Here is a 21726-nt window from a genome sequence, read left to right as displayed (position 1 = left end):
GGATGTGGCTATTAAACAAATGCGGGTCAAATGGGTTGTTATCATAGTGTGCGTGCTGCTTGCCGGCGCAGCGGGCGGCTACAGGCTGTTTGCCCCGAGCGGCGTTTCGGCCGGTTCCGGGAGCGCACTCCTGGAGACGGGCTCTCCCGCCGCCGGCGCACTCGGCACCTCCGACCCGGCGGTGGAACCGTACTTCTCACAGGCTCTTGCAGCATGGAAGGAACAGGGCCTGCCGAACGGAGCCGGAAGCATTGCCATTCCCGCCGCGCATCCGGTTAACAAGTCGCCGGATGCAGGCGTGATAACAGGCCCCTACGCGGGCAAAGACAACGTGCTCAAGTGGACGAGCCAGCGCGGATGGGTGGAGTACAACGTTGACGTGCCGCAGGCCGGGCTGTATGAGCTGGCGCTTCAATATTATCCGCTGCCGGGAGAGGAAGGCGGAGGACGCCAGCCGCTGGCGCTGTCGCTGCAAATCAACGGCGGGTTCCAGTTCCGCGAAGCGCGTTCGCTGCTGTTCGAGCGGGAGTTCGAGGATGCTCAGCAAGGACAGAAATGCGCCGGAGGCCATTGTCACGCGTAGCAAAGCTGAGGAGATTTCAGGCTGGAAGACGAAGAAGCTGTCCGAAGGCGGCGCCTATGCGACGCCGTTTGTATGGAAATTCAAGCAAGGGGCCAATATACTGCGCATTGGAGCGCTGAAAGAGACGGCCGCGCTTGAATCGATTACGCTCCGGCCCGCCTTGACGGTTCCGGCTTACAGCCAGGTCCGGGCGTCCTATCCGCCTTCGCAGGCGGCCAAGGGAACGCTGATTGAACTTGAGGCCGAGAAGTACGCGCAGAAAAATTCGACCTCCATCCTTAACCAGTATAATCGCGATCCGCTTACGACGCCGGAATCGATGTCCAAAGTGGCGATGAATGCGCTAGGAGGCTTCAACTGGTCAACCGGTGGCCAAGCCGTATCGTGGACGCTGGATGTACCCGAGGACGGGCTGTACAAAATCGCGCTGCGGGCCAAAGCGTCCAACAAGAAAAACCAGGCGGTATTCCGCACGATTTCCATCGACGGTCAAGTTCCATTCCAGGAGCTGCTCAGCTACAAGTTTCCTTACAACTCCGAGTTCAAAGGGGTAACGCTGTCGGACGGGCAAGGGAAGCCGTTTGAATTTTATTTGACGAAGGGAACGCACATGCTGACGATGGAGGCGACGTACGCTCCTTATATGCCAATTATTATGGGGATTGAGCAAACGTCGCATGAAGTGCGGAACATTTTGCTGGAAATCCGTACGATTACGGGCAACCGGGAAGACAAATACCGCGTCTGGGACGTAAGCCGCGATATGCCGGGAATGACCGAACGGCTGCAGGCGCTTGAGCAGCAATTTATCCGTCTTGCGGCGGAGATGAAGAGCATCAATCCGCTGACGAACGATGTGACGCAGGCGTTCCGCAACAGTATCAAGGATTTGGATAGTCTGCTCAAGAAGCCGGACAGCATTCCGAATTCGCAAACCCGCATTGCCGCCATTCAGCAGTCGATCGACGCCATTGTGCCTACCTTAAAGAACAGCTCCTTGCTGCTTGACAAAATATACGTTGCCGAAGCAGATAGCAAGCTGCCGCGCATGAAATCGAGCTTCTTCGAGAACGTCCGGGGCAGCTTCACCTCGCTCGCCGCTTCGTTCAAGAACCGCGAGAAGCTGGACAATGAGACCGGGGAACTGAATGTGTGGATGATGATGGGAAGGGACTACATCGATGAACTGCAAAGTTTGGCCGATCAGCAGTTCACACCGGAGACGGGCATTAAGGTCAAGGTCAATCTCATTCAAAATGCGGATGTGCTGACGATGGCCAATGCCGCGGGGATTATGCCCGATGTTGCATTGGGCGTGCCGCAGGGGCTTCCCTTTGATATGGCGCTCCGAAATGCAACGCTTAACTTAAGCGAAATGCCCGGAGCGGACCAGTTTTTTACGCAATTCAGCCCGGGGGTGCTTCAGCCTTTCTATTGGAAGGGAGGCTATTATGCCGTGCCGGAGACGATTAACTTCAAGGTACTGTTTTATCGCAAAGATATTCTGAAGAGCTTGAATTTGGACGTTCCTGATACATGGGATGATGTGCTTGAGGCGCTTCCGACATTGATGCAGAACCAGTACAGCTTCTACATGGACCCGAAGGACTTTACGGCGATCTTCTTCCAGAATCACGTGAATTTGTATGCCCCAAACGGGCTTGAGACCGGGCTGAACAGTCCCGAGGCGTTCAAGGCGTTCAAGATGTGGACCGACTTCTATACGGTGCAAGGTCTTGATCGCGTCGTGCAGAGCTTCTACAACAACTTCAGGCGGGGCGACATGCCGATGGGCATTTCGGATTTCAACCAGTACATGCAGCTTCTGGTGGCGGCGCCCGAAATTGCGGGCAACTGGGGAATCGCCCCGATCCCGGGAACGAAGGCGGCTGACGGTACGATCGAAAGATGGTCCGGCGGCTCCAACCCGTCGAATGCGATGCTGTTCAAAACGAAATCAACCGAACGGCAGCAGCAGGCGTGGGAGTTCCTGAGGTGGTATATGTCCCCTGCGGTACAGACTGAATTCGGGTTGAATCTGGAGCAGTATTACGGAGAACAGTTCCGCTGGAACTCCTCGAACATTCAGGCTTTTGCCAGTCTGCCGTGGAAGGAAGAAGACTTGAACGTCATTCTGGAGCAGTGGAAATGGACGGAGGAAATTCCGAGTGTTCCGGGCGGCTATATGCTGGACCGGGAATTACAGTTCGCCTGGAACCGTGTCGTTGTGAGCGGAGACAGCCCGAGAATGTCGCTGGAGCAATCCATTAAGGAAATTAACCGCGAGCTTAAGCGCAAGCTGACCGAGTTCAACCTCATCGGCGAAGGCGGTGAAGGGAACGTAACGCTGGATCTTCCGCAAGTCAACTCGCCGTGGAAAGGAGTCGGTCAGATTGTCCGATAGCGTACAAGAATTATTGAATCATCCGGTTGCCGGGCGGCAATCCAAGATGACATCCAAACTGCAGCCGGCGCTCAAGAGGACATTCCGGCAGATATGGAAGTATCGGTTGTCTTACCTGTTTATGGCGCCGTTTCTGATCGTATTTACACTGTTCATCATGATCCCGGTGTTGTCGGGTGTTGTGCTCAGCTTTACGTATTTCAACTCGATTGAATTCCCGAAATGGAACGGATGGCTGAATTATCAGAATCTGTTATCCCAGGACGTCATCTTTCTGAAGCATGTTATACCGAATTCGTTCAAGTTCGCGCTGTTTGTCGGGCCTGTCGGCTATGTGCTGGCTTTTCTGCTCGCTTGGCTGATCGCCCAGCTCCCGGGGGCGCTTCGCAACTGGTACGCGCTGGCCATCTATGCGCCCTCGCTGACCGGCGGGGTAGCGGTCGTCGTCGTGTGGCAGGTTCTCTTCACCGGCGACCGCACCGGCTACTTGAACAATCTCCTGTTGAAATGGAATATTATCCAGCAGCCGATTCCGTTTACAATCGACCCCGATTATTTGATGCCGGTCATGATTATCGTCACAACGTGGGCGAGCATGGGACTGGGCTTCCTCGCCATTCTGGCCGGCATTCTGAATATCGACCGGCAGCTGTATGAAGCGGCCAAAATCGACGGTATGGGAAGCCGGCTTCAGGAAATCTGGTACATTACGATTCCGATGATGAAGCCGCAAATGCTGTTTGCCGCCGTCATGGCGATTGCCAACACGCTCAAATCCGGCCAGATCGGTACGGACTTGTCCGGTCTCAGTCCGACGCCGAATTATGCGGGGCAATTGTTCAACGACCATATCCGGGATTACGCATTTACTCGTCTGGAGCTTGGCTATGCGTGCTCAATTTCGATCGTGCTGCTGGGCATTACGATTCTGTTCAGCAGAATGGTATGGTCCCTGCTCGGACCAAAGGAGGGAGAATAACATGAAGAGGAGAACGGCCGGACGACACCGGTTGGCCGCAGGGGGCATTTTCTGGAGCACGCTCCGAAGCCTGGACCATACTCAGCGTTTTCTTATCGTGCTGCTTACCCTGCTGGGGGTGTTCATGCTTCTGCCCATCGTTTATGTTTTCAACCATGCCTTCAAGCCGCTGCAGGAGCTGTTTTTGTTCCCGCCGACATTTTTTGTTCATCAGCCGACGCTGGACAACTTCACAGAGCTGTTCAGCTTCTCCGATCAATCATTTATACCGATGACCCGGTATATTCTGAACAGCCTGATCATATCGGCTGTGTCGACGATCGGCATGGTCGTATTCGGAGCACTGTGCGCCTATCCGTTATCCAAGCATCCGTTCCCGGGACGCAAACTCATATTCGGCCTCATTCTCGTGTCGCTGATGGTTTCGGTGGAAGCGATGGGGATTCCCCGTTACCTCGTCGTGAGGCAGCTCGACATTATGAATACGTATTGGGGACATATTCTGCCTATCCTTGCGCTGCCGCTCGGTGTATTTCTGCTCAAGCAATTCATGGACCAGATGCCGGACGAGCTGATCGAAGCGGCCAAGATTGACGGGGCTTCCGAGTTCAGAGTATTCACCGCTATCGTGCTGCCGGTTGTGTCGCCGGCTGTTGCCACCTTGATCATATTGGCTTTTCAGACGGCATGGGGGAATACGGAGACGAGCCAACTGTTCATGCAGGACGAAGCGATGAAGTCGTGGCCGTATTTTGTCGGTTCACTGACGACGAATCTGGCGAACAATGTAGCCCGGCAAGGGGCGGCTGCGGCGGCTGCGCTGATTCTGTTTATTCCTAATCTGATTATCTTTCTGATTTCGCAGCGCAAGGTCATCCAGACGATGGCACATTCGGGCATCAAGTAGGTGCATCAAACGGAGGTCGAGCAATGAGAAAGGCTGCAAGAATTAAGTTATCGCTGTTTCTTGGACTGGCCGTAATGATCGCGGTTTGGCTCTCGCCTGATGCCCATGCACAGCCGCCCTACGAAACGTACAGCTTGGACGGTTACGGTCATATCATCCGGACTCCGGCGGCGTATTACCCGGAGAAAGTTATCGCTGACGATATTAATGTCATTAAGGAAGAGAAAGGCATTGTAACGCGAACGTATTCGCCTCTTCGAAGGCCGCAGGATCTGTTCATTGACAAGCACGATCAAATCTACATTGCCGATACCGACAATAACCGGATTGTGCATCTGGATGCGAAGGGCGCTTTTGTTAGAGCGATCACCGTACCGAAAAGTCCGCTTAACAAGCCGCAAGGGGTATTCGTAACGGCGGAAGGAACCATTTATATTGCAGATACCGGCAACAAGCGGGTGGTGAAGCTGGATGAGGACGGCCGGCTGCTGCAAGTGTTCGGGCGTCCGAAGTCAAGCTACATGAACGACTCCTTCCTGTTTGAGCCGATTAATATGGTTGTCGATAAACGCGGATTTCTGTACATCATTTCAAGCGGCAGCTACCAAGGCGTCGTTCAATTGGACCCGCAGGGCAATTGGTTCGGATTCTACGGCACGAATACGACCGAAGTGAGCCTGATGGATATCATCCGCAGAACGTTCTATTCGCAAGAACAACTGAGCAGGCAGGTACGGACGCTGCCGGCGGCGATCCGCAACATCTTCATTGACGATGAAGGCTTCATCTATACCGTGTCCGGCACGGAGAGAGAACAGGTCAAGAAGCTGAATATTCGTGGAGAAAATGCATGGAAAAACAAAAACTTCTCGAACCGGATAGGCAGCCAGACCGGCAGCGCCGACGACGGCACCGGTTCGGCAGCAAAATCGCAGCTGACGGACATAACCGTTAGCCCAGACGGCAGCGTCATTGCCATTGACAAGACGTCCAATACCGTCAGCCAGTACAGCGCGGACGGCGAGCTGCAATTTGCATGGAGCGGCCGGATTGTTGCAGGCCAGCCGCAGCTTGGCATCAGCCAAAGCCCGGTATCCATCGCCTCCAACTCGAAAAAGGAGCTGTACGTGCTGGACGATTCGCAAAACCTGATACATGTGCTGAAGCCTACCGAATTTGGCGCTGCCATCGGCACGGCGGCAAGCTTGACCCGGGAAGGCAAATATGAGGAGAGCGAAGCCCGCTGGAAGGACGTATTGCGGCAGAACGCCCTCTATTCTCCCGCTTATCAGGAGCTTGCACAGATTGCGTATAACAAGGGCGATTACACCAAAGCGATGGAGCTGTACAAAATGGCAGGCGATGCAGGCGGATACTCGGATTCCTTCTGGCAAATCCGCTTGAAATGGTTTCAGTCCAATTTCTCGTTCATCGCCAATTCGATTGTCGGCTTAGGGCTGGCCCTTTGGCTGATCTCCAGGCTGAGGAAGAAGCATCGCGGCCCGAGGCCGGACAGGCCGGGGCGCTGGTGGAAGCGCAATGTGCTGCTAGGCCAATTATGGCACGCCGTTTATATGATCAAGCATCCGATTGACGGATTCGGCGATCTCAGATACAAGAACAAAGGCAGCTATGTCAGTGCGTTCATCTTATTGACGCTGACGGCCGGCGTGCTGCTGGTCAAGCAGTACGGGACCAGCTTCTCCTTCCTGCCGGTGCCTGCGGAGTGGCGCAGCAGCACATTCGTATATGTGTTTTTGTTCACCTGGCTGTCCTGGGTTGTCTGCAATTACCTGATTGGGACGATCAAGCAGGGCGAAGCCCGCTTCAAGGATGTGTTCATCGGCAACAGCTACTGTCTGTTCCCGGTTGTGCTGCTGGGACTGCCCCTGGCTTTACTGTCCAACGTGATGACGTTGAACGAGCTGTCGATTTACAGCTTCTTCGATTCGTCGGTGTACATCTGGTGCGCGCTGCTGTTCTTCTGGAACATCCAGGAGGTGCAAAATTACAGCGTGGGCGAGACGATTGTGAGCATTGTTCTTACGGCGGTGGCGATGGTCATTATGTGGGTGCTTATCTCCATCGTTGTCGGTCTTACGTCCGAACTCCGGGGGTTTGTCTATTCTATCTATCAGGAGGTCTCGATGTGAAGTTTAATCCTGCCTACCAACGCTTCCTGATTGTGGGTGCCATTCTTATCGCAGCTTCGATTGCAACAGCCTTCATCATAATGAAACCAACAACAGGCCAAGTGGCTGCGGCGAACAAACCAGCGGCCCCCTCAGCCCCGGCGGCTCCTGCCGCTCCGGTGACAACGACGAAGTTTGACCTTGGCACACAGGAGCTGTTCCCCGCCGCCAGCGAGTTTCGGCTTGCAGCCGAGAACAATGTATTACAGCTAAAGGTGCATCCGGGCAGCGGGCATTTTATCGTCGTGAACAAGGAAACCGGAACGGTGTGGCGTTCGTACCCGAATCCGCAAGGATGGACAAACGCCGACAATGCGGGGGCGCTAAAGTCCCAGCTCCGCTCGCCGGTCTCGGTCCGTTATGTGGAGTTCAACTTGAAGCAGCATCTGCTTAAAGATACGAACATGCTGGACCAGCAAGGGCTTATCGGCGATTTTAAACTGACGGGAGACGGCTTTACCCTTTCGTACTTGATGCCGAAGCTGGGCTTTACCATTCCGGTGAGCGTCAGGTTGAAGGATGACTATGTGGAGACGACGATTCAAGATCACGGCTTGAAGGACGGGAAGACGGCAGAGGAAACGGCGCTGGCAGCGGCTGTGCGCAAAGGCCAGAAAGACCCGAATGCCCGCATCGCTTCCATTCGCTTATATCCGTTCCTTGGAGCGGAGACATCGGGGCGGCAGCAGGGCTATCTGTTCATTCCGGACGGTCCGGGCGCGCTGCTCAATTTCCAAACCGAGCAGGCGAGCGTAGGAAATTCCATTTATACCGAACGCATCTACGGGGAGGATTGGTCTTACAGCCATAACAATCCGTTATCGACCCGCCAGGCGGTGCGAATGCCGGTCTTCGGCATCAAATCGGGGGACAGCGCCGTTCTGGCTGTAGTCGGCAGCGGCGCGGAATACGGAAGCATTACGGCAGCTCCTTCCAGGGCGTTCAGCTCGTATAACTGGGCGACCGTAGACAACGGCTACCGCTTCAAGTTTTTTCAGCCGACGAACTCGCAGAAGACGACCGGCATTATGACGTACAGCCGTTCACGGGCAGGCACGGACCGGAGCGTCCGTTATTACTTTCTTGTCCATGACCAGGCCGATTATGTCGGCATGGCGGGCCGTTACCGCCAGCATCTGATAGAAGAGCAGGGAATGAAGCCGCTCGGAAATAAAACAAGCGGCATCAGCTTCAAGATCGATTTGCTCGGCGCCGATACGAAGAAGGGCTTCATAAAAGACAGCTACGAGACTTTCACGACGACGTCCCAGGCGAAGGAAATGATCAGCCAATTGAGCAGCATGGGTGCTTCGCAAATGCGGATCACGTACAAAGGCTGGCAGCAGGGCGGAATAAGCGAATTCGGCGGCGCTCTGCCCGTTGACCCGCGGATTGGCGGGGATGAGGGAATGCGGGAATTTGCGGAGCTGGCTCATTCCAAAGGCTTCACGGTTATGCTGGACGGTTCGATCTATTCCTATAACAACAACGGAGAGGACGGATTTCGCAAAAACCGCGACGGCTTGCGGGATCTCGGCTCTTACGTCATTGATTACAGCGGCCTTACGATCGCTGGCCCGAAATTTATGGAGAGAACGATTCTGAGCGATCTGGAAAGCCTCAAGAAGCTTGGTGTAGACGGCCTCGCTTTCGGCAGCGGCATCGGGCAGCAGCTGAACAGCGACTATAACGAGAGGAGTCCGGTATCGCGCACGGAATCCAAGCAGATTCAGGAGAGCATTATCGGGCAGACGGTATCGGTTCTGGGAGCGGCGGACGTGTCGCTGGCGAACTTCTACGCCCTGAAACAAGCGGCTCACGTGTTCGGTCTGTCGCATGAATATTCATTTGATCTGTTCGTCGACGAGACGGTTCCTTTTGCCCAAATTGCCCTGCATGGACTTATTCCGTACTCATCCGGCTACGCGAATCTGAGCGACAATTACAACAAGACGCTGCTGCAGGCGATTGCTTACGGGGAGGTGCCCGCTTACCTGCTCACGTATGAGCCGTCGCAAAAATTAATCGGCACGAAGTCGTCGGAAGAGTCCTATAGCACCTGCTACAAAGACTGGTCGGGCGAAATTGCGAAGCAGTACCAGCGCTTCAACGAAGCTCTGGGCGATGTGCAGAACCAGTTCATCGTTGGCATGCGCGCCCTGCAAGCCGGAGTGACCGAGACGACGTACTCAGGCGGCAAACGGATTATCGTCAATTTTAACGATGAGCCTTATGAGAACAACGGCATTCATGTCGGCCCTGGCAGTTTTGCTGTTACGGAAGGGAGGGAACCCGAATGATGAAAAACAGAACGATGAAGCGGCCCCGCAACTTTGAAGCGCTGCCGTTCGTTGGCCCGTGGGTGCTCGGTTTTCTGCTCTTTATGGCGTTCCCGATCGGCTTCTCGGTCTACATGAGCTTCCATAAAGTATCCGTTCTGCCGACGAGATTCAAGTACGAGTTTCTCGGACTCCGTTATTACAAGGAAATCCTGTTCGGCAGCTCTGCCTTATACGACGAGCTGATTCCATTCTTCCAGGAGATCGCGATTATGGTACCGGTCATTCTCGTCTTCTCGTTGTTCATTGCGATTCTGCTCAATCAGGAATTTCCGGGCCGTGTCCTATTCCGTGTCGTGTTTTTCCTCCCGATCATCTTCACCTCCGGCTCGATTCTGACCGAGTTCGTCAACCAGGGCCAAGGATCGCTCGGATTTATGGATCGCTTTGAGGTAGGCGGCTATCTGGACCTTTTTCTAGGGAACAGTTCCTGGGCAGGCCCGGTGAAAGATGTGCTGAACCGGTTCGTGCTTGTGCTCTGGTATTCCGGGGTGCAAATTCTGATCTTCCTGGCCGGACGCCAGACGATCTCCAAATCGGCTTACGAATCGGCGCGGATCGACGGGGCGTCGCCCTGGGAAGTATTCTGGAAAATCACGCTGCCGGCGATGTCGCCCTTCATTTTGCTGAATCTGATTTACTCGGTCGTGGATATGTTTACCTTCCCGTACAATCCGATCATTCAACTGATTACGACGGGCAATTACGGATACAACAGCGCGCTGGCGTTAATTTACTTTTTCATTATTGTCATCTTTCTGGGCATCATGCTGCTCTTGTATTCGCGGGTTAATAAAAACGCGGCCAGAGCCTGGAAGTTCTGAGCGGATTGGGAGGTGGATTTATGCGTACGGAAAGCAAGCTTTGGCTGAATAAACGCAGCAAGGGCGGCCGAATTTGGGACCGATTGTCCCGTTTGAAGGTGACCGATATCCGCTACCTCTTTTTCGGACGGGAAATTAACCGGGGGCTGCTGTTTAAGCTGCTCATTTATTGGGTGCTCGTCATAACGGCCTATATTTACCTGAACCCGATTCTGAAAATGCTGGTCAAGATGGTCATGAGCAAGGATGACATGCTGGACCCGGCGGTGGAGTGGATTCCGCGCGAAATCTATTGGGGACACCTGGCCGATGCCGCGCAATCGCTTATGTACGGCAAGTCCGTTCTGATCAGCATTACGGTGTCCGCAGTCGTGGCGCTGTTTCATGTCATTACATGCGGCATGATGGGCTACTCTCTAGCGAGAATGAATTTTCCCGGAAAAAGCGTCCTGCTGGTCATGCTCGTGCTGGCCTTCATCATTCCGCCGCAAGTGACCGTATTGCCGCTCATTATCATGTACACGAAGCTTGGATTACAAAATCATCTCATTTCGCTCATCCTTCCTTCGGTGTTCGGTTTCGGCATTAAAGGGTCGCTGTTCGTCATTATTTTCCGGCAATTCTATATGACCCAACCGGTGGAAATGGAGGAGGCGGCCAAAATCGACGGTGCGGGGGCGTTCAAGTTTTATTGGAAAATTATGTTCCCGCTCGCGAAACCGTCCATCTTCGTCGTTTCCATCTTCTCGTTCATCTGGACGTGGAATGACACGTATTATCCGAACATCTTTTTGTCGGTCACGGACAACGTTCCGCTGGCCCTGCAGATGGCGAGGATGGATGAAGACTTGAAAACGATACTGGACAGCGAGGAAATGCTGCTTCTGCTCATGGAGGGGATCAAGATGGCCGCGAGTTTCCTGGTTATCCTGCCGCCGCTTATTATTTTTTTCCTGGCGCAGCGGTATTTCGTGAAGAGCGTCGAGCGGTCAGGCTTTATTGATTAACGTGAGGAGCGCCGGAAGATTGATGAAAGGGGTGAGTACAATGTAGCGGCGGCCAAACAAATGACTGAATGGGATAAAAGAGTATGCATACTTTAACTTGTGAAAAGGGGTTCGATGATTATGCCAACGATTACGCTAAATGTTGAAGGAATGTCCTGCGGGGGATGCGCAAGCAAAGTGGAAGGCGCGATTAAAGATCTGGGCGCAGAAGGAAAAGTAGATCTGGCTGCCAAATCCGTTACGATTTCGTACGAAGAAGGAAAAGTAACGGTCGATGCGCTGAAGGCAGCTATCGAAGACAAAGGTTTTGACGTCGTTTAATTCGCTTTCAAGTGCAACTTAACGGGAGGATTGGAAATGAACAAGATAAATAAAGGCGTTATTCCAGTGTTAGTTTTATTGATGGTATTATTGTCCGCCTGCTCCTCGAGCGGCTCGAACAGGGCTGCGAACACAGCTTCGGATACGAATCCGACAGCCAGCCCGCAAGCGCAAACTACTCCGGCGGCGGATACTGCCGCTGCGGACCCGATCACTTATACGGGCGAACCGGTTACGCTTAAAATCATGTACGGGGCAGCTCCCGAATGGTGGGAATTGATCCGCAAAAGCATCGAAGACAAATTCCCGAATATTAAAGTCGAACAAACGAAGCAGCGCTATAACTCCAAGAATTTGGAAGAATTGTTTGCCAAGGGCGAATCCCTTGACCTATTTGTCGCTCAGGATTATCAACTGGCCAAAAACTTTGATATGACCGAGCCGATAGATGACAAAATTGCCGCCAGCAAATACGACTTGTCCATCTACCGCGATGGCATTATCGATAATCTTCGTTCCCGCGATCCGGAAGGGAAGAATCAACTGTACGGCCTGCCGATCTCGGAAAAAAGGTACGGCCTCTTTTACAATAAAAGCATCTTCGATAAGTTTGGCGCCGAATATCCGAAAGACGGCATGACGATCGACCAGACGCTGGAACTGGCTCAGAAAGTGACCGGCGAGCGGGACGGAGTGAAATATAAAGGACTGACTATTCCGTTCTATTCATTCATGTTCACCCAGTTTGGCGTTAGCGGCACCGATCCTAAGACGGGCGAAGTGCTGTTCTCGAAAGAGCCGGCGTTCAGGCAATACTTCGAGATGATGGACAAGTATAAGCACATTCCGGGCATGATTGATACGAGCGATACGGAATACAGCTTCGATACCGAATAAAATATCGCGATGACCATTATGCCGATTGAACTCATTGAACCTTACACGAATGTGGAAGGACTGAACTTCGATCTGGTAACCGTTCCGGTATGGGCCGACCATCCGAACGTCGCTCCGACAGCTCCGCCGCAGGCGCTCAACATCAGCAAGTACAGTAAACATAAAGACGCAGCATGGGCGGTAGTGGCTTACCTCGCTTCGGAAGAAGGGCAATTGGTTCGCTCCCGCGACGGGTTCGTGCCGGTGACGAAAAATCAGGAAACCATTTCCCAATTCGGCGCATCTCAACTGGAGAAAACCGGAAAAACGTTCAATCTGACCGCTCCGTTTACGCAAGTGACGGCCAAGTTGCCCGAATATTCCGTGTACGGACCTAATATTATCTACAGCGGACCGGACTTTATTGACAACAGCACTAGCGATTTCATGACCTCCGATAAGGATATTGTATCGTTCCTTAGGGAAATGGATGACAAGTATGCCGCTGAAATCAAGGAACTGATCGGCAAAAATTAACTCGGCGATATGAAGACAGAATGAGGTGATCGAAATTGCACCAGCTGGTTAAACCTGCCGAACAGCTAGATACGTTAAGAATAACGGGAATGTCATGCGCTGCCTGCGCTGCACGGATTGAAAAAGGATTAAACAAAATGGACGGTGTACGGCAAGCCTCGGTCAATTTTACTTTGGAGCAGGCGACCGTCTCCTATGATCCGGGTCAAGTTAACGGTTCCCAAATCGAGAAGAAAATCGAAAGCCTCGGCTTTGGAACCGTGAGAGATACCGTGGACTTTCAAATTGGCGGGATGACCTGCGCAGCTTGTGCTGCACGAATCGAAAAAGGGTTGAACAAGCTTTCGGGGGTTTCGTCCGCAAGCGTCAATCTAACGCTCGAAACAGCGCATATTGAGTATTCGGGGGCACAGATCGGCGTCTCAGACCTCATCAAAAAGGTCAATCAGCTCGGGTTCACGGCTGCACTGGTAGATGAGAAAGAAAGTGCCGGGGAAGATCGCGATCAGCAGATTCGCACGGACAAAATCAAATTGATATGCGCGGCACTGCTCAGTTTTCCTCTATTTTGGTCCATGGTCGGGTACTTCTCCTTTACGTCATGGATTTGGAGTCCGGCCATATTTATGAACCCGTGGTTTCAGCTGGCGCTTGCAACACCGGTTCAATTTATCATCGGCGGCAAGTTTTATGTGCATGCCTATAAAGCGCTTCGAAACAAAAGCGCGAATATGGACGTTCTGATTGCTCTCGGCACGTCAGCCGCTTATTTTTACAGTCTGTATTTGACTTTGCAATCGATTGGACAGCCCGTTCATCATTCCTTGAACAGATTTAGTGTCGCAGTCCCCCAACTCTAAGCCAACAGCGAAGGCGGGGGTTAGACACGTCTGCTTTACCAAACATACGTTCTTGTGTTATGCTAGATCCATCAAACATGCGATGGAGGCGTATCTCATGAAGGTGGTCAAAACACTCAAACATCCGATTACGTCTCACCACCGCATGCTGGATGCGACTCTCCATGTGTATCAAGAAGCACTGTCCTTCTTAATTACGGTAATTCAAGAGCAGTTTATCGCCTTGGCACCGTTATCCACCCAAGCGGTGGTGACGGCGGTAGAACGGCTGACTCACCGTACCAAGCATAATCCGAATCCGCCCTACACCGAATTCGATCAACGCTTTTATAAGTTTCCTTCGTACTTCCGCAGAAGCGCCATTGCCGAAGCGTTTGGCATTGTGAAAAGTCATCATTCCCGTTTTGAGCTTTGGCAAGCCGAGCGGCAACACGCCCAGCAAGAAGGGAAACGCTTTTCGAAGAAACCACCGACACTCCAAGATCAGCCTCAGGCGTTCCCTTGCTTCTACAAAGGCAATATGTTCATACGAACCTCCGATAGGGCAGCCAACATCAAGGTATTTCATCAAGGCGATTGGGTCTGGCTCCCTATTACCTTTAAGGGGCAGGACCTATTCAAACGCAACGTGTGGAGCATGAAAGAATGCAACCCAACATTGGTTCGGAAAGGAAATCGCTATTCCCTTCATATCGCCTATGAGGGGGAAGTGAAGTTAACTCAGGCGGAACATTCCAAGCAGCGGATGTGTGCCGTGGATTTGGGATTAACGAATTCCGCAGTCTGTTCCGTGATGGACGCAAGCGGCACTGTCTTGGCGAGGACCTTTATCAACCAAGCCAAAGAAAAAGATCGGATGCGTCAAATCACAGGCAAACTGAAACAAGCCCAGCGTCAATCCGGTATAGGCGTAAAACCGAATTTCTGGCGGCGGATGAACGGCTTACAGACGCATATCGTCCACGATACCGCACATCAAATCCTCGCCTTTGCCCAAAAGCACCGCGCAGATGTTATTGTCATGGAGTATTTAGGCAAGATGCGTCTGCCTAAAGGAACATGGGGAGCCAAGCGGCTTCGTGCCAAACTCCAGTTTTGGGCCAAACGGCGCATCCAGACGAAAGTGATCGAAATGGCGCATTTCCTGGGGATGCGGGTTTCCATGGTCAACCCTGCAAATACCAGCGCACTTGCTTTTGACGGCAGTGGATTTGTACAACGCAACACGAAGCGGGATGTTGCTGTATTCCAAACAGGCAAAACGTATCACGCGGACCTTAATGCCTCATATAACATCGGCGCACGATACGTGCTGCGCAATATACACAAAGCCACATCTGAAAAGATGTGGTTGTCCTTGGAGGCAAAAGACCCTTCATTGGCAAAACGAACGTATTGGACGTTGGCTTCCCTCATTAGGGTGCAACAGGCGTTGAGCCTTCAATTATGAAGCTCACAGCGTGTGCAACCCTGTATCGATGCCAACAGAAGCCCCCACTTCTTGTGTAAGCTAAGTGGGGGAGAGTTCACCAGTATTCCCGACGCTATATTTATGAGCCGCAAAACGATGCTTAATATTCGGCAAAACCTGTTCTGGGCGCTTGGATACAATACGCTCGGCATACCGGTTGCCGCAGCAGGCCTCATCGCTCCATGGATTGCCGGGGCGGCGATGGCATTCAGCTCCATTTCCGTCGTGCTGAACGCGCTCAGGCTGCAGCGGCTGAAAGTGTAGCGATATGATGCAAAGGCAGGAAAAGAGAGACTATTTTTCCCTGTCCTTCCCGAAATGGGGAGCGTCCTTATTGGCCTTTCCCGGAATGGGAAAGGTTTTTTGCCGCAGCTTTATGTTTCAGAGATTTGGTATCCCCTCCGCCGCAGGCGTATAATGAAGGCATTGCACCACCGAACCGCCGCGAAAAGAGGAATGATCATGGAACGCTGTCTGTTTATCCACGGATTTACCGGGGGTATTTTTGAAATCGAGCCTCTGTCGGAATATTTGAACCAGCATCAATATCTAACCCGAACGTTCACGCTAAAAGGGCACACCGGCCGAAGGGCCGATATGCGGCGGGCCACCCGAGAGGATTGGTACCATCAGGCCGGGGGCGAGCTGGAGCAGTTTGCGGAGAGCGGGGAGGGCGTGCATATCATCGGCTTTTCGATGGGGGCGTTAATCGCTTCCCGTCTGGCCGTCCGCTACAAAAGCCTCGTCCAATCGCTGACCCTGCTCGCCGCGCCGGTCTTCCCGCTGAATCCGGGCGAGATTGTAAAGACGCTAGGAAGCCTTTCGATGCTGAAGAATTATGTGAGCAAGTTCGGCTCGACGCCGATTCATGCCAACCGCGAATTTAACCATATTGTCCGGGAGAGCTTTGACCTGTTCCCGCAGATCGAGGCGCCGACGCTCATTGTGCAGGGAACGAGAGACCATCTCGTCAAAACCAAGAGTGCGGCCTATTTGGAGCGGCATATCGCTTCTCCCGTCAAGGAAGTTCTGCTGGTCGAACGCAGCGGCCATATGCTGTGCTACTGCGAGGAGAAGGACAAGGTCATGGATGAGGTTCTCCAATTCATCCGCGGCGCTTCCTGATTCCCATCTTTCCCGCCTCTTCCCGATATGGGAATAATTTCACTAAGTCTTTCCCATTATGGGAAGGGCTTTTTCGCACTTCGCTTCTTGCTTCGGGTATTTCGTTGCTTCCCCCTCCGTTACTCCTTACTCTGATGTCATTTTTCAAGTTCATCTTATACAGGCGCTAAATATTGGCACGGAAATTGCAACTATATTTTAAGTGAAAGGCAAATCAATCAGAAGGAGGTTTCATTGGGGGGGAGCATGGCAGTACATTCAGAAACGGGAGGGATTCACTTGAGCATTTCAAAAGAATTGTTGAGTGAGATGTACCGGAAAATGCTGAGAATTCGCAAGTTTGAAAAGACGGCCTCGGTGTTCTTCGCGGAAGGCAAGATTCCGGGCTTTGTGCATTTATATATCGGTGAAGAGGCCATTGCGGTCGGCGCTTGCGCGAACTTAAGAGACGACGATTATATTACCAGCACCCACCGGGGGCATGGGCATATCGTCGCTAAAGGCGGCAATTTGAAGTACATGATGGCGGAATTGTTCGGCAAAGAGACGGGTTACTGTAAAGGAAAAGGAGGGTCCATGCACATTGCCGACGCGGAACTGGGCATCCTTGGCGCTAACGGCATCGTCGGGGCCGGACATCTGATCGCTACGGGGTCGGCCTGGAGCGCGCAGTACAGAGGCACCGACCAGGTGAGCGTATGCTTTTTTGGAGACGCTTCCACCAATCAAAGCACCTTCCACGAGGCGATGAATCTAGCCAGTCTGTGGAAGCTTCCGGTTATTTTCGTCTGCGAGAACAATTTGTATGGCATCTCCGTCAGCCAGGCGAGACACCAGAATATTAAGGACATTTCGCAGCGGGCGATCGGGTACGGCATGCCTGCGCTCTCGGCGGACGGCAACGATGTGCTCACGGTCTATGAGCAGGTGGGCGAAGCGGTGAGCCGGGCGCGTGCGGGCGAAGGACCGACGCTGCTGGAATTTAAAACGTACAGACAGCATGGCCATTTTGAAGGCGATCCGGGCGCTTACCGGCCTAAGGAGGAAGTAGAGGCATGGCTGCAAAAGGACCCGATTCCAAGATTCGAAAGCCATCTGCTAGGAAGCGGTATCCTGACGGAGGAGGAGCTTGAGACGGTCCGCAGCGAGGTGGATGAAGAAATCCGGGAAGCGCTGGAGTTCGCCGATGCTAGCCCCCATCCCGCTCCGGAGTCTTCCGTGCAGGACATTTACTCCGATTTGATTGAGGAGGCGCGAATCAGATGAGAAAAATAACCTATGGCGAGGGCATCCGCGAAGCCCTGCGGGAGAAAATGCTGGAGAACAAGAACGTCGTTCTGCTGGGCGAGGATGTCGGCCCTTACGGCGGCACCTTCGGCGTCACGAAAGGGCTGTGGGAGCAGTTCGGCGAAGAGCGGGTGCGCGACACACCGATTTCGGAAGGGATTATTGTCGGCGCTTCGGTGGGTGCTGCGGCAACGGGACTCCGGCCGGTGGCGGAGCTGATGTTCATTGATTTTCTAACCTTCGGCATGGATGGGCTGGTAAACCAGGCGGCCAAGATGAGATATATGTTCGGCGGCAAAATCTCCGTTCCGCTCGTGCTGCGTCTCCCCGCAGGCGGCGGCATCAGCGCCGGAGCGCAGCACTCCGGTTCCCTTGAGGCGTGGGTGACGCATGTGCCCGGGCTCAAGGTTGTGTATCCGTCTAATGCTGCGGATGCGTGGGGCCTGATGCTGACCGCCATCGACGACGACAATCCCGTGGTCTATATCGAGAGCAAGGTGCTGTACTCGCAAAAAAGTGAAGTGCCGGATAAGGTGACCAAGGTACCTTTTGGCTCGGCGGCTATTGCGCGGGAAGGCGCCGATGTCTCGATCATCACCTATGGCAAGCAGGTTCATGACGCGCTGAAGGCGGCGGCCGCGCTCGCCAAAGACGGCATCGAGGCCGAGGTGATAGACCTCCGGTCGCTCTATCCGCTGGATAAAGAGACGATCTTTGGGTCCGTCGCCAAGACGCACCGGGCGCTGGTCGTGACGGAGGAAGTGAAGCGCGGCGGCTATGGCGGCGAGCTGTCGGCGCTCATTTCGGAGCAGTGCTTCGATGAGCTGGACGCTCCTGTTGTGCGGATCGGCGCGCTGGATTCTCCGGTTCCATACTCCCAGGTATTAGAGTCGCTGGTGCTTCCAAGTGTGGCGGATATTGTCAAAGGCTGCAAAGAGATGTTCTAAATGATGGAGGTGTGTCATGGCTGAACTTGTCGTATTGCCCAAGCTCGGGCTGACAATGACGGAGGGAACCGTCTCCAATTGGCGAAAGGCCAAGGGAGACCGCGTAGAGCAGGGTGACATTCTGTTCGATGTGGAGACCGATAAAATATCCAATGAAATCGAAGCCAAGACCAGCGGAGTACTAAGGGAGATTCTGGTCGAGGAAGGAACGGTGGAGGTGTTTCATCCGCTGGCGATTATTGCGGACGCGGGCGAGGATATATCCGCGCTGCTCCCGGCGGGCGCCTCCGGCAAGCCGCCAGAAGGAGAAGCGGCGTCTTCCGGCGACGGAGCATCCGGCCTTGCCGCTTCCGATGCGGATGCCGCAGCTGCGGAGGACGGATGGGCGCAGCACAGCGGCGGCCGGATCAAGGCATCGCCGCTGGCGCGGCGGACGGCGAAGGAACTGGGCGTGGAGCTGTCTGCGGTAAAAGGTACGGGGCCGCAGGGCCGGATAACGGACGGCGACGTGCGGCGTTATGCCGAGAGCGGCAAGCACGGGTCGCCGAAGGTCAAGATTTCCCCGGCTGCGGCGAAGGAAGCGGCGGCGCTTGGCGTAAATCCCGCTGACATCCACAAGGACGGCAGAATTATGAAGGCGGATGTCCGCGCTTTTGCCGCTACGGGAGAGGCTATCTCCGAAAGCGCAGGCCAGGCTCCCGCCTCCGTATCCGGCTCCCGGTCAGCGGCTTCGGCACGGAATACGGCTGCGGAGGAGCAGGCCGTGTCGCGGGTTCCGATGAGCGCCATGCGGAAGGTGATTGCCAAACGGATGCGCGAAAGCGTTGATATTTCACCAACCGTCACCTACAACATGCGGGTGGATACCTCCGCGCTCGCCGCCCTTAGACGGCAGCTGAAAGATTTGCGGAAGATCACTTACACCGATCTGCTGGTCGCGATTACCGCCAAAGCGCTGCTCGAATTCCCGCTGCTTAATTGCTCCATCGAAGGCAACGACCTCGTTATGAGAAACGCGGTTCACATTGGCGTGGCTGTCGGCCTGGAGAGCGGTTTGGTCGTGCCGGTTGTCCGTAACGCCCATCTGAAAGGTCTGGGCGAAATCTCGGATGAAGTGCGCTTCCTTGCCGAAGGCGCGAGAAACAATAGTCTGACCCCGGAAGACATGACCGGCGGCACTTTTACCATAACCAATCTCGGGATGTATGGTATGGAATCCTTCTCCCCGATTATCAATCAGCCCGAAGTGGCGATACTCGGCGTAAATGCCATCGTTGATACGCCGGTTGCCGTGAATGGCGAAGTCATTATCAAGCCGCTGATGAATCTCAGCCTGACGGCGGATCACCGGGCGGTGGACGGCGCGGTTGCGGCGCAGTTTATGCAGAGAATCAAGGCGTACGTGGAGAATCCGGCGCTGCTGCTGCTGTGAAAGGAGAATGCGGGATGAAAATTGTGGTACTGGGAGGCGGACCGGGCGGTTACGTTGCCGCGATAAGGGCTGCCCAGTTGGGAGCCGAAGTGACCCTTGTGGAAAAAAAAGCTTTGGGCGGAACCTGCCTCAATGTCGGCTGTATTCCGACCAAAGTGCTGCTGCATACATCGGAGCTCTACACGGCGCTTAAGCGTGAATCAGCCGAAATCGGCCTTGACGTTCCGCAGCTTGCGGTGGACTGGAAGAGGCTGCAAAAGCGTAAGGACAAGGTTATCCGGATCAACACCGGCGGAATCGACGCGCTGCTGAAGAAGAACAAAGTGACCAAAATTATCGGCACCGGCCGATTTACCGGCGTGCACGAGCTGGAAGTAAGCAAGGAAGACGGCAGCATGCAGACGATCAGCTTTGACCGCGCCATCGTCGCTACCGGTTCGGTGCCGTCCAGGGTGCCGATTCCAGGGACGGAGCTTTCCGACGTGATTACGAGCGACGAGGCCCTGTCGCTGCCTGAGGTGCCAGGCAGCCTCTGCATTATCGGCGGAGGAGTAATCGGCTGCGAGTTCGCCAGCATATACAGCAGCCTGGGCTGCAAGGTAACGATTATCGAGATGCTGCCGGAGCTGATCGCCGTGATGGACCGGGACATCGTCCATTGCCTGCGGAAAGAATTCGCTGCCGCCGGCGTGGACGTTCACACGGAAACCCGGGTTGAGCGGATCGAACAAACGCCGAAGGGCCTGTCCATAACGGCGGTCGCGCCTTCCGGCCCGATCACCATCGAAGCGGAGAAAGTGCTCCTATCCATTGGCCGCCGTCCGCTGACGTCGGGGCTCGGGCTGGAGATTCTCGGCGTGTCTATGAAGAAGGACGCCATAGAGGTCGACCGCAACATGCAGACAGCGGTGCCGTCCATTTACGCTATCGGCGACTGCGTCGGCGGAATTATGCTGGCGCATGTCGCCTCGGCGGAAGGCATTGTTGCGGTGGAGCATATCATGGGGAAGCAGGCCCCAGTGGATTTCCGGACGGTGCCGTCCTGCGTGTACACAAGGCCGGAGCTGGCTTCGGTCGGGTTGACCGAAGACGGTGCCCGGGAACAAGGATTGGAAGTGAAGACGGGAAGCTTTCCGCTTCAGGCCAACGGTAAATCCATGATTATGGGCGAAACCAATGGTTTGGTCAAATATGTAACCGATGCGCGGACCGGTGAAGTTCTCGGACTTCATATTGCCGGTCCAAGGGCCACGGATATGATCGCGGCCGGCGCGCTGGCGCTTCGGCTGGAAGCGACGGTGGATGAGATCGAAACGACGGTGCATGCGCATCCGACCGTATCCGAAGCTTTGCTCGAAGCGGCGCTTGCCGTGAATCACCGCGCGATCCATTCGCATTAAGCGAAGCCTCCCTGCTTCCGCCTGCGGATAAGATGAACGGACGCTGCCTTTTCCCATATTGGGAAATTGTCATGAGAAGTTCACCTTATCCGTTTTTTTGCATGTATCAGCTTCCAACTGGCCCCTTATAATAAAGCATAAGTGTAAGCGCATACAAAACAAATTCGCGGCCGTCAGCGCGGTGGGAACGTATTGGCAATCGGGTAACGCCGATTCTTAAGGGCGGAAGCGAGTA

General features: G+C 54.1%; 17 protein-coding genes and 2 pseudogenes. All 19 read left to right on the top strand.

Translation table 11 applies throughout. The features are described 5' to 3' along the window. Positions 1-4 precede the first annotated feature (4 nt). Positions 5-583 (top strand): carbohydrate-binding protein, encoded by a 579-nt coding sequence (locus VK70_RS28400; RefSeq protein WP_052756015.1) that lies wholly within the window; start codon positions 5-7, stop codon positions 581-583. Then, positions 537-2987, top strand: a complete 2451-nt coding sequence (locus VK70_RS18115; RefSeq protein ID WP_051505007.1) for an extracellular solute-binding protein — start codon at positions 537-539, stop codon at positions 2985-2987. The genes VK70_RS28400 and VK70_RS18115 overlap by 47 nt, the downstream gene beginning before the upstream one ends. Continuing rightward, positions 2977-3966 carry a carbohydrate ABC transporter permease gene (locus tag VK70_RS18110; RefSeq protein WP_025694658.1) on the top strand — a complete coding sequence of 330 codons (990 nt, stop codon included), beginning with the start codon at positions 2977-2979 and terminating at the stop codon, positions 3964-3966. The genes VK70_RS18115 and VK70_RS18110 overlap by 11 nt, the downstream gene beginning before the upstream one ends. 1 nt (position 3967) lies before the next feature. Beyond that, complete coding sequence (locus VK70_RS18105; protein WP_025694657.1) at positions 3968-4873, top strand: carbohydrate ABC transporter permease; 906 nt, start codon at positions 3968-3970, stop codon at positions 4871-4873. Positions 4874-4896: 23 nt separating this feature from the next. After that, positions 4897-7026, top strand: a complete 2130-nt coding sequence (locus VK70_RS18100) for a YIP1 family protein (RefSeq protein ID WP_025694656.1) — start codon at positions 4897-4899, stop codon at positions 7024-7026. Beyond that, entirely contained in the window at positions 7023-9365 is a 2343-nt protein-coding gene (locus VK70_RS18095; protein ID WP_052756014.1) for a DUF5696 domain-containing protein, read from the top strand. The genes VK70_RS18100 and VK70_RS18095 overlap by 4 nt, the downstream gene beginning before the upstream one ends. Further along, positions 9362-10228, top strand: a complete 867-nt coding sequence (locus tag VK70_RS18090; protein ID WP_025694275.1) for a carbohydrate ABC transporter permease — start codon at positions 9362-9364, stop codon at positions 10226-10228. Before VK70_RS18095 ends, VK70_RS18090 begins: the two co-directional genes overlap by 4 nt. A gap of 20 nt (positions 10229-10248) precedes the next feature. Continuing rightward, positions 10249-11235 carry a carbohydrate ABC transporter permease gene (locus VK70_RS18085; protein WP_025694274.1) on the top strand — a complete coding sequence of 329 codons (987 nt, stop codon included), beginning with the start codon at positions 10249-10251 and terminating at the stop codon, positions 11233-11235. 120 nt (positions 11236-11355) lie between these two features. Further along, a complete protein-coding gene (locus VK70_RS18080) occupies positions 11356-11556 on the top strand; it encodes a cation transporter (RefSeq protein WP_025694273.1) in 201 nt (66 codons plus the stop codon). A 36-nt stretch (positions 11557-11592) separates the two neighbouring features. Then, positions 11593-12453, top strand: a complete 861-nt coding sequence (locus VK70_RS18075) for an ABC transporter substrate-binding protein (protein ID WP_046723611.1) — start codon at positions 11593-11595, stop codon at positions 12451-12453. A gap of 18 nt (positions 12454-12471) precedes the next feature. Then, complete coding sequence (locus tag VK70_RS18070) at positions 12472-12969, top strand: extracellular solute-binding protein (protein ID WP_158454076.1); 498 nt, start codon at positions 12472-12474, stop codon at positions 12967-12969. 89 nt (positions 12970-13058) lie between these two features. Continuing rightward, positions 13059-13766, top strand: a pseudogene (locus VK70_RS18065) (heavy-metal-associated domain-containing protein); the annotation flags it as partial. 160 nt (positions 13767-13926) lie between these two features. After that, positions 13927-15279, top strand: a complete 1353-nt coding sequence (locus VK70_RS18060) for an RNA-guided endonuclease TnpB family protein (RefSeq protein ID WP_046723610.1) — start codon at positions 13927-13929, stop codon at positions 15277-15279. A 69-nt stretch (positions 15280-15348) separates the two neighbouring features. Next, positions 15349-15564 (top strand): annotated as a pseudogene (locus tag VK70_RS18055) (hypothetical protein); the annotation flags it as partial. Positions 15565-15762: 198 nt separating this feature from the next. Then, positions 15763-16425, top strand: coding sequence for an alpha/beta hydrolase (locus VK70_RS18050; protein ID WP_025699892.1), 663 nt, complete (start codon positions 15763-15765; stop codon positions 16423-16425). Between the two features lie 309 nt (positions 16426-16734). Further along, positions 16735-17691 carry a thiamine pyrophosphate-dependent dehydrogenase E1 component subunit alpha gene (locus tag VK70_RS18045; RefSeq protein WP_411431708.1) on the top strand — a complete coding sequence of 319 codons (957 nt, stop codon included), beginning with the start codon at positions 16735-16737 and terminating at the stop codon, positions 17689-17691. After that, positions 17688-18659 carry an alpha-ketoacid dehydrogenase subunit beta gene (locus VK70_RS18040; RefSeq protein ID WP_025699889.1) on the top strand — a complete coding sequence of 324 codons (972 nt, stop codon included), beginning with the start codon at positions 17688-17690 and terminating at the stop codon, positions 18657-18659. Before VK70_RS18045 ends, VK70_RS18040 begins: the two co-directional genes overlap by 4 nt. A 16-nt stretch (positions 18660-18675) precedes the next feature. Next, the gene (locus tag VK70_RS18035; RefSeq protein WP_046723609.1) at positions 18676-20091 is read left to right on the top strand and encodes a dihydrolipoamide acetyltransferase family protein; all 1416 of its coding nucleotides are present in this window, start codon (positions 18676-18678) and stop codon (positions 20089-20091) included. 14 nt (positions 20092-20105) lie between these two features. Next, on the top strand, positions 20106-21491 hold the full coding sequence (gene lpdA / locus VK70_RS18030) for a dihydrolipoyl dehydrogenase (RefSeq protein WP_025699886.1): 1386 nt from the start codon (positions 20106-20108) through the stop codon (positions 21489-21491). The last annotated feature ends 235 nt before the right edge of the window (positions 21492-21726 follow it).

The organism is Paenibacillus durus ATCC 35681, from assembly GCF_000993825.1.
GTDB classification, from domain to species: Bacteria; Bacillota; Bacilli; order Paenibacillales; family Paenibacillaceae; genus Paenibacillus_AQ; species Paenibacillus_AQ durus_B.
This window is presented reverse-complemented; position numbering and strand designations above follow the sequence as displayed.